The sequence below is a fragment of the Falsiroseomonas sp. HW251 genome, assembly GCF_050563545.1.
Taxonomy (GTDB): domain Bacteria; phylum Pseudomonadota; class Alphaproteobacteria; order Acetobacterales; family Acetobacteraceae; genus Falsiroseomonas.
On record NZ_JBNXUM010000012.1, the window covers coordinates 118,471 to 130,981 of the forward strand.

Below are 12,511 nucleotides of genomic sequence, written 5' to 3' on the forward strand. Positions count from 1 at the left end.
CGCTACACCAGCCCCTTCATCAGCAGGAGGCCCCATGCCGCGACGCTGACGCTGTCCTTGATCTCGGTCTCGCGCATCATTCGGTCCACCTCCTCGCGCGGGACGCGGCGGCTGATGAGGTCCTGCTCCTCCTGCTCCGGCCGCGCATCGCCTTCGGTCAGGTCGAGGGCGAGGAAGACGTGGAAGCCCTGGTCCATGGTGCCGTAGCCCTCGTAGAGGTAGCCCGCATGGATGAGCGTCGCGGAGATCAGCCCGGTCTCCTCGGCCAGCTCATGGGCGGCCGCCTCGCGCGGGTCGGCGTCCGGGCCGCCCCACATGCCCTGGCAGAATTCCCAGAAACGCGCGCCGACGGGGTAGCGGTATTGCTGGACCAGCGTGACGGAGCCGTCCTCGTGCACCGGCACGACGACGACGAAATCGTCCTTCTCGATCACGCCGTAGATGCCGGCGGAGCCGTCGCGGCGGCGGATCGTGTCCTCGCGCACGCGTATCCACCTGTTCTCGTAGACCAGGCGCGTGCCGGTCGCGACGATGTCCGGATCGTGGTCGTCCATCGCGGCGGCTACACCAGCCCCCGGACCAGCAGCAGGCCCCAGGCGGCCAGCGTCACGCCATCGCGCATCTCGCCTGCCCGGATCATGCGTTCGAATTCGGCGCGGCCGACGCGGCGGCTGACCAAGTCCTGTTCCTCGGCCTCGCGCCGCGCCTCGCCCTCAGTCAGGCCTGTGCCGAGGAAGACATGATAGCCCTGCGCGATCGTGCCGTAGGAGTTGTGCAGGAAGCCGGCGTGCAGCAGCGAGGCGGCGGCGAGCCCGGTCTCCTCGGCCAGCTCATGCGCAGCCGCCAGCGCGGGATCGGTGCCGGGCGGGCCCCAGAGGCCCTGGCAGAACTCCCAGTGCCGCGCCGCGACGGGGTAGCGGTATTGCTGGACGAGGGTGACGGAGCCGTCTTCATGCACCGGCGCGACGACGACGAAATCAGGCTTCTCGATCACGCCGTAGACGCCGGAGGACCCGTCGCGACGGCGGATCGCGTCCTCGCGCACGCGCATCCACCTGTTCTCGTAGATCAGGCGCGAGGAGACGCGCTCGATGTCGGGCCGATCCTCGCTCACAATCCGTTCGCGTCCTTCAGCGCCGCCGCCGCCGCGTGCTCGCCGCGCGCCTCCAGTGCGGAGGCGACGGCGATGCGGTCCGCAACGGGCCGGTTCTGGCTCTGCTTGCGCTTGCCCGTCCATTCCGCGACCTCGATCGAGACGCCGACCAGCGCCTTGAACATGCCGTCCATGTACTTCGCGGGTTGGGCGTCCATGTCGAAGCCGGGATCGGGCTCGTAGCGGAAGGCAAGCGCGCGCATCTGCACCGCGATCGCCTCCGTGTCCTCGACCAGGGTGGCATGGCCGCGCGCCGTCACGGCATCGTAGTTCCAGGTCGGCACGGCTGGAGTCGCGCGGTACCAGGCGGGGGAGACATAGGCGTGCGGGCCGCGGAAGACCGCCAGCGCCTCGGCGCCCGTGCCCTCGAAGGCGCGCCATTGCGGGTTGGCGCGGGCGAGGTGGCAGAGCAGCCGCGCGGGCCGGCCATCGGCGGGCGGCAGCAGGTGGAAGGGCAGGTGCGAGACCATGAAGGGGCTGGCGGTGACCAGCGTACCGAAGTCGTTGGCCTCGACGAAGGCGTGGATCCAGTCCGGGTCGTCCACGCGGAAGGCGGGCGGGGTGTACATGGGAGACATCCTGGCACGAGGCGAGCGGGCGCGCCGAATCACGGCGCGGACGGGATCAGGCGCGGGGTGCCGATGCTCGTCGCGCCGGGCGGCGCGCAACGTCCAGGTGTCGCGCGGTCATGCCGACATAGGCGCAAAGGCGCCGCGCCGCGTCCATTGCGACCTGCGCAACCCTGCCTTGCCGGCGCGCGCAGGGCATGGTGAGACGCGGGGATGACGGTCTCCTTCCTCGTCGCGGGGGTGCAGAAGGGCGGCACGACGTCGCTGCATCTCTGGCTCGACCAGCATCCCGGCCTGTCGCTGGCGCCGATGAAGGAGCTGCATTTCTTCGACGACGACGAGGCCTTCGCCGGCGACCCGCCCTTCGCGGCCTACGAGGCGCAGTTCGACCCGGACAAGCCGCCGGGGACGCCGCGCGGGGAATCGACGCCCGCCTATCTCTGGTGGCCCGGCGCGCTGGAGCGTATCGCCGCCTACAACGCCGCGATGAAGCTGATCGTGCTGCTGCGCTGCCCGATGCAGCGGGCCTGGTCGCAGTACCGGATGAATCGCAAGCGCGGCGAGGAGACCTTGTCCTTCGCCGATGCGATCGGCGCGGAGCCCGCGCGCATCGCCGAGGGCAAGGAGGCGCTGCGCCGCTTCTCCTACGTCTCGCGCGGGCGCTATGACGCGCAGCTCGCGCGGGCGCGGGCGCTGTTCCCGCCGGCGCAGCTTCTGGTGCTCAAGAGCGAGGATTTCCGAGCCGCGCCGCAGGCGGGGCTGGAGACGGTGTGCCGCTTCCTCGGCGTCGATCCCATCGCCTTCGACGCCGGCGAGGAATGGCATGTGGGCCCCGACCTCGGCGCGCTGCCCGGGGACGCCGCGGCGCTGCTGCGCGGAGCCTTCCGCGACGAGGTCGCAGAGGTCGAGGCGATGCTGGGCTGGGACTGCTCAGACTGGCTGGCGTGACCTCGCCCGGACGAGGAGGAACAGCCCCGACAGCGTCAGCGCGCCGCCCAGGATGTCGCTGACGAAGAGCCGCTCGCCCAGCAGCGCCCAGCCGAAGACGGCCGCGAGCGGCGGCGCCAACAGCTGCAGCGCCGAGGCCGTCGAGGCCGGCGCGCGCCGGAGCATCACGAAGTACAGCGCATAGGCACCGATCCCGACCGCCAGCATGGACCACAGCAGCCCGCCCAGCGTGAACCAGGTCGCGCTGCGCGGCGCCGCGCCTTCCAGCAGCAGCGCGAGGACCAGGCAGAGCAGGGCGGAAACCGCGGTCTGGCCGAGGCTCGCGGCCCACATGTCCACACGCGCCTTGGCCGGCGCATAGATCAGCAGCCCGATCGCCTGCGCCGCCGCCGCGCCGATGGCGAAGACGAAGCCCGAGGCCTCGGCCGCGTCCAGCCCCTCCAGCGCCCGCAGGAAGCCGAGCAGCGCGACGCCGGCCCAGCCCAGTGCGAGGCCGAGCCAGGCCATCGGCGGCAGCGGCCGGCGCAGGATCGCGCTCTCCCCCGCCGCGACGAGCAGCGGGGTGGTGGCGCAGATCAGCGCGACGAGCCCGGTCGGGATGCGCGCCATGGCCAGCCAGGCCAGCGCGAGATAGCCGCCCATGCCGAAGAAGCCGAGCAGCGCGACACGCAGCGCGTCCCGCCGCGAGGGCAGCCGCGCGCGCATCCAGACGGCGATGGCCAGCAGGATCGGCGCCGTGCAGCCGAAGCGGATCGCCAGCGACCAGAGCGGCGGCCATTCCCGCACCACCACGCCCGCGACCGTGAAGGCCGAGGCCCAGAGCGCGACGAAGGCCGCAGCGATGAGAAGGCCGCCCGGGCCCATCGGCCTAGCCCCGTCGCGCGATTGCGGCTTCCAGCGTGTTCTCGAGCAGGCAGGCGATGGTCATCGGCCCGACGCCGCCCGGCACCGGCGTGATCGCCGCGGCGCGTTCCGATGCCGGGCCGAAGGCGACGTCGCCGACCAGCCTGCCGCTGGGCAGGCGGTTGATGCCGACATCGATCACGGTGGCGCCTTCGGCCACCCAGTCGCCCTGCACCATCGCCGGCCGGCCGACGGCGGCGACCAGGATCTCGGCCCGTCGGCATTCCGCGGGCAGGTCGCGCGTGCGGGAATGGACGATGGTGACGGTGCAGTCGGCCGCCAGCAGGAGCTGGGCCATCGGCCGGCCCACGATGTTGGACCGCCCGAGCACCACGGCCCGTGCGCCCGGCAGCACGCAATCCGCGGCGCGCAGCAGGTGCATCACCCCCTTCGGCGTGCAGGGCACCAGGCCGGGCTGGCCCGACGCCAGCCGCCCGGCATTGAGGGGATGGAAGCCGTCCGCGTCCTTTTCCGGCGCCACCGCCGAGATCACGGCCTCGGCCCGGATCTGCGGAGGGAGCGGCAGCTGCACCAGGATGCCGTCCACCGACGGGTCCTCGTTCAGCCCCGCGACCACGGCGAGCAGCGCGGCCTCCGTCGTCTCCGCGGGCAGGTGGATCGTGGCGCTGTCGAAGCCGGCCTCCTGCGCCGCCTTGTCCTTGTTGCGGACATAGACGCCCGATGCCGGGTCCTCGCCGACGCGGACCACGCGCAGCCCCGGCCGGAAGCCCAGCCCAGCCACCCGTGCGGCAATGGCGCGGCGGAGCTCCGCGGCGACGGCTTTGCCGTCGATCAGGCGTGCGGTCATGCAAGAAGCGTCCCGATCCGTTCCGAAAGCCGCGCGGGGTCGCCCGCGACGCGCAGCAGCTTCAGGCGAGAGGCCGCGCCCTGCGCCAGCTCGACCGCGGATCCCGGCACGCCGAGCGCGTCGGCGACGGCGCGGCAGACCGCGTGGTTGGCACGGCCATCCTCCGGCGCCTCGGTCACGGCGACGCGCAGCGCACCCTCGGGCGAGGCGCCGCCGATGCCGGGCCGGCGCGATCGGGGCTGGACCTTCACGCGCAGCTCTATTCCATCGCGCAGCAGGCGGGCAGCGGTCAGAAGTAGAGGCCCCAGAGGATCAAGTAGCGTTGCAGTGCGCGGACTGCGATCCCGGCCGCGGTGATCAGCAGCAGGAGGACGAGCGGCGAGAGGTCCACCCCGCCGAGGTCCGGCAGGCGCCGGCGGATCGGCTTCAGCGCGGGTTCCGTCACGCGGTAGAGGAAATCCGCGATGGTCCAGACGATGCGATTGCGCCCGTCGAGGACGTTGAAGGACATCAGGGTCTGGACGATCGCCGCGAGCAGCACCGCCCACCAGAACAGGTCGAGCGCGGCCTGGACGAGGAAGAACACGGCATCGAGCATCTGGGGGTCCCTGGCCGGCGGCGGTTCGCCCGGAAGCTAGTGGCGGGGGCGCGACCGAACAAGCCGCGGTCCCGGCCTTGCCCCTGGCCTTGACGGGTCGGCCCCGGGCGACCATAAGCGGCGCCCGCGGCGGATGGGGCTGTAGCTCAGTTGGGAGAGCGCGTCGTTCGCAATGACGAGGTCAGGGGTTCGATTCCCCTCAGCTCCACCACCGTCCGCTGCGCATCCTACTGAAATCGCTGACGTTTTCTTCTGCTTGTTGGCGGTAGCCCCAACAATGTTCCCAACAGACCGGTCATCAAGGCTGCATAGATGACGTTGGTGGGCGCGATCAGGACAAGATGACAGCGAGCGACGCCTTCGCCGTCGGCGACCTCGCCCGCGACGAGGGCCTGGCGTTCCGCTGCTTCTGCGGTCTGCGGCGGTTTAGGCGGGACGAACTGGTCGCGCTCGTTGGCGCCGACGCCCGCCTGCACCACGTCGGCCTGCGGCCCGAGCTATGGTGCGGCACCTGCCGCGAGCCGCCGTTGAACGGCCAGATCGTCGTCATCGAGGACCGCAGGGACGAATAGGCCGCGACGCGCCCGCGGGGTGCCCACGGCGCCGTCGGGCCCTACCTGGGCGGCGCCCATCGCCAATACACCTGCGGCCGTTCTGGGAGGTCGCTCGGGACCATGGCGCGGGCCCAGGAGCAGGTGTCGATCCTGGCGAACTCGGCAACCGCCTTCTCCGCCACGGCGCTGTCCGCGAAGCCATGGAAGAGCATCAGCTCCGAGAACACTCACTCCGGGGTCATGTTGGGCATCCCGTTCATCCAGTCCGTGAAGACGCAGCCGTGCGTCATGGCCGGGGGCGTCGAGCATATCGTGTGGGCCGGGCCGCCGCGGCGGATGTCACGCCGATGGAAGACGTGCAGTTCGACGACGGCGACGGCGCTCGCCCTCACAGAACCAGCAGATGGCGGCATCCCGCGCGGGGATGAGGCTCGGCGTGTTCATGGCGACGATAGCATCCTCGGGGCTTCGCCGCGGCCATTCAGGGCGTCGCCTGGCGGATGCGGTCGAGGTGCAGTTCGCCCTTCGCGCCCCAGCCTATGACGCCCTCCAACACGCGCGGCCGGAACGCCTCGTAGAGCTTGAAGGCGACGCGGTTCAGTTCGTCGGGCGGAGGGCTCTTCGCTAGCCCCTCCATCGCCCCCCGCGCCTCCTGCAGGCGCTCCCCGAAGGCGCGGGCGATGTAGGCCCGCACCGGCGCCGCCGGCGCGGGCTTCCCGTCGCTGCCGGCGCCCAGGATGACGCCGTCGGGGTCGGCGACCAGGCCGATGTCGTGGCCCAACAACCGCACGACCTGCTCGACCGGCGCGCGATCGCCGGCTTCGCGCACAGCTTTCTCGCGCTCCTCAACGACCCCCAGCCGGCGGGCCTTCGCCTGGGCCGCGGTGCCGGCGACAATCTTCGCCATGCTCAAAGCGGTGTCGGGCGGGTGGCCGAGCTGCTCGGCGACCACGGCCGTCCACATGGTCAGCACCGGCGCGAAGTTGACGCGGACGGCGGTGGCTGGCCCGCCCGAGCGCGCGATCGGCCCCGCCCCCCGGCGCACAACGACAAGCGGGGGTGGGAGACCTCCTAATGCAGGCCCTGCGAAGTTCTATTTGGCACCCATTGGGTGGCGACCAGGACTGCGTGCTCAACTTCGCGGATGCGCTTGAAGCCAAACGATGCCTCCGCGCGGCTCTCAACGCGAGAGATGCGGGCCGCCCAGGTCTTGGTTCGCGCAGGTTTCTGCATGGCGCGCCGTGCTCACGCGCTCTCGTAGAGCCTGGTCAGGCTGAACTCGCGGTGGCCGAGCAGTTCGGCGGCCGTCAGCTCGCCATCCGCGGTGCGCAGCATGCAGTCCAGCAGCGCTTCGCCTGCGTCGTCCATGTTCATCCGCTTCTGCAGCAGGCCCGTGACGTCGACGTCGATGTGCTCCGACATCGTACGCTGCGTGCGCGGGTTCGCCGTCAGCTTGATCACCGGCAGGATCGGGTTGCCGATGACGTTGCCCTGGCCCGTCGGGAAGAAATGCACGGCATAGCCCGACGCCGCGCAGAGCGTGACCATCTCCGCCGCCGCCGAGGAGCTGTCCATGAACCACAGGCCTGGACCGGTCGGCTCCTCCGCCTTGTCCAGCACCCCGTCCACCAGGCACTTCCTGCCGATCTTCTGGATGTTGCCGAGCGCCTTCTCCTCGATGGTGGTCAGGCCACCCTCGATGTTGCCCTTGGTGGGCTGGCTCTCGCTGAGGTCGTTGGTCTTGTTCGCCTCGATCATGCGCTGGTAGCGGTCGAACATCGCCATGAACTGCGCGGCGATCTCCGGCGTGCGGCAGCGCTTGGCGACGAGGTGCTCGCCGCCGGTGATCTCGCTGGTCTCGCCGAAGACCAGCGTGTTGCCGTTCTCCCACAGCTTGTCGAAGGCATTCCCCACTGTCGGGCAGGACGCCAGGCCCGACGTGGTGTCGGATTCGCCGCACTTCGTGCTGACCCAGAGCTCCGTCAGCTCGGCCTTGGTCTTCTTCAGGCGGGACGCGTGCTTGACCAGGCGATACGCGGCGCGCGAGGCGTTGGCGATGGTGTTGATGTCGCCGTTCTGCTCGATGGCGAAGCCCTCGACGGGCTTGCCGGACTTTGCGATGCCCTCGACGATCCTGCCGGTCCAGCCGGGTTCGATGCCGATGACGATGACGCCGGCGACGTTGGGGTTCGTGCCCGTGCCGATCAGCGTGCGGAAATGGAGGTCCAGGTCCGCGCCGAACTGCAGGCGGCCGTAGGCGTGCGGGATCGCCATCGCACCCTTGATGTTGTTCGCCACCGCCTCCGCCGCCGCGTTGGACAGGTCGTCCACGGGCAGAATGATGACGTGGTTGCGCACGCCGATGCGGCCGTTCTCGCGCCGCCAGCCCTCGAAGGAAGCGCCCTTCAGATCGATGCCCATGATGGCGTTTCCCCTACCAGCGCTTCGTCTTGACGTTGTGGACGTGCAGATGCTCGCCGGCGCCGATGTCCTTCACCGCGCGGCCGATATCCACGCCGTACTTGATAATGGTGTCGCCGGACCTGATCGCCTTGATCGCCAGCTTGTGGCCGATCGGGATGTCCGACTTCGCGTCGAACTCGATCATCTTGTCCTGGTCCATGATCCAGCCATTGAGGCGGGTGCCGGCCTTCAGGCCCTCCACCACCACCACGCCCACGCTGTCGCCCTCGTCATGGACGACGAAGTGAATGGTCACGTTGCTTGCCTCCTCATGGTCTCAGGATAATCTTCGGTGCCGCGGCGCGGCCGGATCCGAGTTCGGCGAAGGCCGCCGCGCCGTCCGCCAGTGGGCGTTCCTCCACCCAGGAGAGATCGCCCAGCACGCCGCCGGCCAATGCGGCCAGCGCATGCTCCATGTCGGCGCGGGTGTAGCAGTAGGTGCCGAGGACGGTGATCTCCTGCAGCGTCATGCGCCGCGTATCCAGGCCGGGCTCACTGTCCTGCAGCCCGATATGCAGAATGACACCGCCGGGGGCGACGGCCGTGCTCGCCATGCGGCGCGTGACGCTGCTGCCGACGGCGTCGAACACCAGGTCCAAATGCCCGGCATCCGGCGGCGTCGCGCGGGGGTCGAACGGCTCCGCCGCGTCCGCCTTCGCCACGGTGCGGCGGCGTCCCTCGCCGGTCTCCGCCAGCATCACGCCCCGCGCGCCCCAGGCCTTGAGGTAGAGCGCCGCGAGCAGGCCGATCGCGCCGCCGCCGATCACCAGGCAGCGCGCCTCCGCGACGGGTCGCGCCAGCGCGCGCTGCGAGAGATGCAGCGCGTGCAGCACGCAGGCCGTCGGCTCCGTGAGCGCCGCGGCGATGTCGCTGGCATGGTCGGGGACGGCAATCAGGTTCGCCTCCGGTGCGGCGACGGCTTCGGCGAAGCAACCGGCGTACTGCATGCCGAGCATGGTGCGGTTGGGGCAGAGATGCGTGCGGCCTTCCGCACAGCGCGCGCAGCAGCCGCAGGGGATCAGCGGGTTCGGCACGAATCGCCGTCCGTTCGCCGTGCGGCCGACCGCCTCGTGCCCCAGGATCATCGGCGGCACGCGGCGCGGATCATGGCCGTGATAGGCGTGCAGGTCGCTGCCGCAGATGCCGGCGGCATCGACGCGCAGCAGCACCTGCCCGGGCGCGCGCGCCGCGGCATCAGGTTCGTCGCGCAGCCCCATGCTGTCGGCACCGAGGAAGACGAGGGCCTTCATCGCGCGGTGAATCCTCCATCCACGAAGAGCGTCTGTCCCGTGACGTAGTCCGCGGCGGGCGAGCACAGGAACACCGCCGCGCCTTGCAAATCTTGGAGCCGGCCGTTGCGGCCGAGGCAGGTCTGTGCTGCGAGCTTCGCTGCGCGATCGGCATCGGCGAAGACGGGCGCGGTCAGCGCGGTCGGGAAGAAGCCCGGCGCGACGGCGTTGCAGGTCACGCCGAAGCGGCCCCAGGCTTCCGCCATGGCGCGCGTGGCTTGCATCACGCCGCCCTTGGCCGCACCATAGGGAATGCTGTCCGGCATCGCGCGGACCGATTGCAGCGACGCGATGTTCAGCACGCGCCCCCAGCCCTTGGCGCGCATGCATGGCAGCAGCGCGCGGGAGAGGAAGAAGGGCGCGGCGAGCATGCTCTCGATCTGCGCGTCCCACGCCGCGTCGTCCACGATATCCCAGGGCTGGCGCGCGTTGAGCCCCGCGGCGTGCACGACGATGTCCGGCGCACCGAAGGGGATCGAGGCGCGTTCGGTGAACGCGGCGAGTCCCGCGCGGTCCGTCACGTCACCGGCGCAGGAAGCAGCGCGTGGGCCGAGGCGGGCTACGGCCTCGCGCAGCGCCTCCTCTTTCCTGGCGCAAAGCACGACCGAAGCCCCGGCGCCGTGCAGCGCCTCGGCGATGGCGAGTCCGATGCCGGAGGAGCCGCCGGTGATGAGCGCGACGCGGCCGTCCAGCGCGAAGCGGGAGAGGACCGTGCTCATCCTTGCGCGGCCTGCAGTTCCGATGCGACGATCGCCGTGATGTCGCCGCAAGCCTCCGCCGGTAGGGAGAGCGGGATGCGCATGTCGCAGAGTTGCCCCAGCACGGCCGCCGTGCGCGGCGGCGTCGCGGCGTCGCGCATGAAGCGCCAGTGGCGCGGCGCGCTAGTGTAGCCCTCGGCCTGCTCGGCGCCGAACCATTTAAGGTAGACGCCGCGCGTGCGGCACGCCGCGAGGAAGCGGGGGAAGCGGGCTGCGTCCAGATCAGGCAGTAGGAACTGGATCGAGCTCGGCACATGCTCCTCCGCGACCGGCCGATGCGGCAGGCGCAGGCCGGGCACGCGGGACAGCGCAGCTTTGAGGCGCGCGTAGCGGTCGCGCCAGATCCGCGCACGCTCCGCCAGCAGCGGCAACTGCGGGCGCGCGAGCGCCGCCGCCAGATTGGACAGGCGAAGCGAGAAGTTCGGGGTCGTGTCCTTCCAGCGCGCGAAGGCCGCCTCCGCCGGCCGCGCGCGATGCTGCGCGAAGAGCATGTAGCTGCCGGAGGCCAGCACCGCGCGCGCGGCGAGGTCCTCGTCGTCCGTGACGATCAGGCCGCCCTCGCCGGCATTGACGTGCTTGTAGGATTGCAGGCTGAAGCAGCCCGCACGGCCGAAGCGCCCGGCGGGGCGGCCCGCCCAGGACGCGCCCATGCTGTGCGCACAATCCTCGATGACGGTCACGCCGAGCTCGTCGCAGAGCCTCATCAGCGCCGGCATATCCACCATGTGCCCGCGCATATGCGACAGCAGAAGGTGCCGTGCGCCGCTTGCACGAGCCTGCCGCGCGAGGTCATCGAGGTCGATCACGAGATCCGGCGTGATCTCCACGATGACGGGTTCGGCGCCGGCATGGGCGATGGCGCCGGGCACGGGCGACAGCGTGAAGCCATTGGTCAGCACGCGGTCCCCCGGCCGCACACCGCTGCCGAGGAGCGCGAGGAACATGGCGCTGCCGCAGGAATTCACGCCGACGCAGAAGCGCGCACCGGTCAGCGCCGCGAACTCCGCCTCCAGCAGCGCCGCGTCGGAGGAATTGCCGAGCGTTTCCCCGTAGCGGTGCAGCCAGCCCCCGCGCAGCAGGTCGAGCGCCGCGGCGATCGCGGCCTCGGGCACCGCCGGCGGGGCGCTGAGGTCGAGGTCGAGGCGATCCGGCATCACGCCTCGACGGGCTCGCCGAGCGGCAGATTGTGGCCGGGAAACCAGCGCGCGAGGCGCAGGTCAGCCGTGCGCGCATGCGCCTCCATGCCTTCCAGGCGGGATATGCGCGCGGCGACCTCCGACAGGCGCTTCGCGCCCTCGCGCGTCGCACTCTGCCAGGTCAGCGGCTTGAGGAACTTGTGCACGGAGAGACCCGCGGAATACCGGGCCGCGGCCTTGGTCGGCAGGACATGGTTCGGGCCGCTGCACTTGTCGCCGAAGGCCACCGTGCTTTCCTCGCCCAGGAAGAGGCTGCCGTAGTTCGTCAGCCGCTCGCGCCACCAGGCGAGGTCCGCGCATTGCACCTCCAGGTGCTCGCAGGCGTAGCGGTCGGACAGTTCCGCGGCCTCGTCGCGCGTGTCGCAGACCGCGACCTCACCATAGTCACGCCAGGCGGCATCTGCGGCGTCGCGCGCGGTGGGCGGCAGCGCCGCGATGAGCTCCGGCACGCGCGCCATGACGCGTTCCGCCAGCGTGCGGTCCAGCGCGACCAGCCAGGCCGGGGATTCATGGCCGTGCTCAGCCTGGCCAACGAGATCGGCCGCGACGATCTCGGCGTCCGCGGTGGCGTCGGCGATGACCTGCACCTCCGACGGTCCCGCGAAGACGTCGATGCCGACGCGGCCGAACAGCATGCGCTTGGCCTCCGCGACATACTTGTTGCCGGGGCCGACGATGACGTCGGCGGGCCGCCCGCTGAATAGGCCGAGTGCGAGTGCGGCGATGGCCTGCACGCCGCCTAGCGTCAGGATCGTATCGGCACCGGCGGCGTGCATGGCGTAGAGCACCAGCGGATGGATCGGCCCGCCGCGATAGGGGGCGCTGCAGGCGACGACATGCTGCACGGCGGCTGCCTTCGCCGTCGCGATGCCCATATAGGCGCTGGCAATGTGGGCGTAGCGCCCCGTCGGGACATAGGCGCCGACACAGTTCACCGGCACGACGCGCTGCCCCGCCATGACGCCGGGCGAGACCTCGATCTCGAAGTCGCTGATGCTGGCGCGCTGGGCTTCGGCGAAGCGCCGGACATTGGCGATGGCTGCGTCGATGTCCTCCTTCGCCTGGGCGGGGATGGCGGCGACGGTTCGGGCGATCTCCGCCGGCGTGACGAGGATATCGCCCTCCCACTTGTCGAGGTCGCGTGCGAAGCGGCGCGCGGCCGCTTCGCCCTCGGCCTCGATGGCGGCGATCATGCGCCCCGCCACCTCGCGCGCCGCATTCTCGTTGCTGGCGGGCGTCCGGCCGGCGCGCTTCAGCCAGGTGACCGCCATC

16 protein-coding genes and 1 tRNA gene are annotated in these 12,511 nt (G+C 71.0%); 3 read left to right on the forward strand and 14 right to left on the reverse strand.

Annotation, left to right across the window (positions count from 1 at the left end; all coding sequences use genetic code 11):
• Nucleotides 1–2: 2 nt before the first annotated feature.
• Genes ACLF3M_RS16205 through ACLF3M_RS16215 form a run of 3 tightly spaced genes read right to left on the reverse strand, consistent with a single transcriptional unit; the run spans nt 3 to nt 1,722 of the window.
• Complete coding sequence (locus ACLF3M_RS16205) at nt 3–554, reverse strand: NUDIX domain-containing protein (RefSeq protein ID WP_430657986.1); 552 nt, start codon at nt 552–554, stop codon at nt 3–5.
• A gap of 8 nt (nt 555–562) precedes the next feature.
• Nucleotides 563–1,114 (reverse strand): NUDIX domain-containing protein, encoded by a 552-nt coding sequence (locus ACLF3M_RS16210; protein WP_430657987.1) that lies wholly within the window; start codon nt 1,112–1,114, stop codon nt 563–565.
• Nucleotides 1,111–1,722, reverse strand: coding sequence for an FMN-binding negative transcriptional regulator (locus tag ACLF3M_RS16215; protein ID WP_430657988.1), 612 nt, complete (start codon nt 1,720–1,722; stop codon nt 1,111–1,113). The genes ACLF3M_RS16210 and ACLF3M_RS16215 overlap by 4 nt, the downstream gene beginning before the upstream one ends.
• 213 nt (nt 1,723–1,935) lie before the next feature.
• On the opposite strand from ACLF3M_RS16215, the gene ACLF3M_RS16220 reads away from it, so the two are divergent.
• Nucleotides 1,936–2,670: a sulfotransferase family protein gene (locus ACLF3M_RS16220; RefSeq protein ID WP_430657989.1), complete on the forward strand. Its 735-nt coding sequence runs from the start codon at nt 1,936–1,938 to the stop codon at nt 2,668–2,670.
• Here the strand turns inward: ACLF3M_RS16220 and ACLF3M_RS16225 are convergent.
• From ACLF3M_RS16225 to ACLF3M_RS16240, 4 genes are read right to left on the reverse strand one after another with little or no spacing between them, the layout of a single operon-like run.
• Nucleotides 2,653–3,534 carry a DMT family transporter gene (locus ACLF3M_RS16225; RefSeq protein WP_430657990.1) on the reverse strand — a complete coding sequence of 294 codons (882 nt, stop codon included), beginning with the start codon at nt 3,532–3,534 and terminating at the stop codon, nt 2,653–2,655. The two genes, ACLF3M_RS16220 and ACLF3M_RS16225, sit on opposite strands and share 18 nt — an antisense overlap.
• 4 nt (nt 3,535–3,538) lie before the next feature.
• Nucleotides 3,539–4,381 carry a bifunctional methylenetetrahydrofolate dehydrogenase/methenyltetrahydrofolate cyclohydrolase FolD gene (folD, locus tag ACLF3M_RS16230; RefSeq protein WP_430657991.1) on the reverse strand — a complete coding sequence of 281 codons (843 nt, stop codon included), beginning with the start codon at nt 4,379–4,381 and terminating at the stop codon, nt 3,539–3,541.
• Nucleotides 4,378–4,689, reverse strand: coding sequence for a DUF167 domain-containing protein (locus ACLF3M_RS16235; protein ID WP_430658061.1), 312 nt, complete (start codon nt 4,687–4,689; stop codon nt 4,378–4,380). The genes folD and ACLF3M_RS16235 overlap by 4 nt, the downstream gene beginning before the upstream one ends.
• A complete protein-coding gene (locus ACLF3M_RS16240; protein WP_430657992.1) occupies nt 4,671–4,979 on the reverse strand; it encodes a YggT family protein in 309 nt (102 codons plus the stop codon). The genes ACLF3M_RS16235 and ACLF3M_RS16240 overlap by 19 nt, the downstream gene beginning before the upstream one ends.
• 135 nt (nt 4,980–5,114) lie before the next feature.
• On the opposite strand from ACLF3M_RS16240, the gene ACLF3M_RS16245 reads away from it, so the two are divergent.
• Both ACLF3M_RS16245 and ACLF3M_RS16250 read left to right on the forward strand, forming a co-directional pair.
• Nucleotides 5,115–5,190 (forward strand) — tRNA-Ala (locus ACLF3M_RS16245).
• A 130-nt stretch (nt 5,191–5,320) separates the two neighbouring features.
• Entirely contained in the window at nt 5,321–5,551 is a 231-nt protein-coding gene (locus ACLF3M_RS16250; RefSeq protein ID WP_430657993.1) for a hypothetical protein, read from the forward strand.
• Nucleotides 5,552–6,014: 463 nt separating this feature from the next.
• Here the strand turns inward: ACLF3M_RS16250 and ACLF3M_RS16255 are convergent, their stop codons facing one another.
• The 7 genes from ACLF3M_RS16255 to hisD all read right to left on the reverse strand — a co-directional run bounded on the left by ACLF3M_RS16255 (nt 6,015) and on the right by hisD (nt 12,510).
• A complete protein-coding gene (locus ACLF3M_RS16255) occupies nt 6,015–6,497 on the reverse strand; it encodes a hypothetical protein (RefSeq protein WP_430658062.1) in 483 nt (160 codons plus the stop codon).
• A 281-nt stretch (nt 6,498–6,778) separates the two neighbouring features.
• Nucleotides 6,779–7,954: a UxaA family hydrolase gene (locus ACLF3M_RS16260; RefSeq protein ID WP_430657994.1), complete on the reverse strand. Its 1,176-nt coding sequence runs from the start codon at nt 7,952–7,954 to the stop codon at nt 6,779–6,781.
• Between the two features lie 13 nt (nt 7,955–7,967).
• Nucleotides 7,968–8,252: a UxaA family hydrolase gene (locus tag ACLF3M_RS16265; protein ID WP_430657995.1), complete on the reverse strand. Its 285-nt coding sequence runs from the start codon at nt 8,250–8,252 to the stop codon at nt 7,968–7,970.
• A gap of 13 nt (nt 8,253–8,265) precedes the next feature.
• On the reverse strand, nt 8,266–9,246 hold the full coding sequence (locus ACLF3M_RS16270) for an alcohol dehydrogenase catalytic domain-containing protein (protein ID WP_430657996.1): 981 nt from the start codon (nt 9,244–9,246) through the stop codon (nt 8,266–8,268).
• On the reverse strand, nt 9,243–10,004 hold the full coding sequence (locus ACLF3M_RS16275; RefSeq protein WP_430657997.1) for an SDR family NAD(P)-dependent oxidoreductase: 762 nt from the start codon (nt 10,002–10,004) through the stop codon (nt 9,243–9,245). Before ACLF3M_RS16275 ends, ACLF3M_RS16270 begins: the two co-directional genes overlap by 4 nt.
• Nucleotides 10,001–11,197: a DegT/DnrJ/EryC1/StrS family aminotransferase gene (locus ACLF3M_RS16280; protein ID WP_430657998.1), complete on the reverse strand. Its 1,197-nt coding sequence runs from the start codon at nt 11,195–11,197 to the stop codon at nt 10,001–10,003. The genes ACLF3M_RS16275 and ACLF3M_RS16280 overlap by 4 nt, the downstream gene beginning before the upstream one ends.
• Complete coding sequence (gene hisD, locus ACLF3M_RS16285) at nt 11,197–12,510, reverse strand: histidinol dehydrogenase (RefSeq protein WP_430657999.1); 1,314 nt, start codon at nt 12,508–12,510, stop codon at nt 11,197–11,199. Before hisD ends, ACLF3M_RS16280 begins: the two co-directional genes overlap by 1 nt.
• Nucleotide 12,511 lies beyond the last annotated feature (1 nt).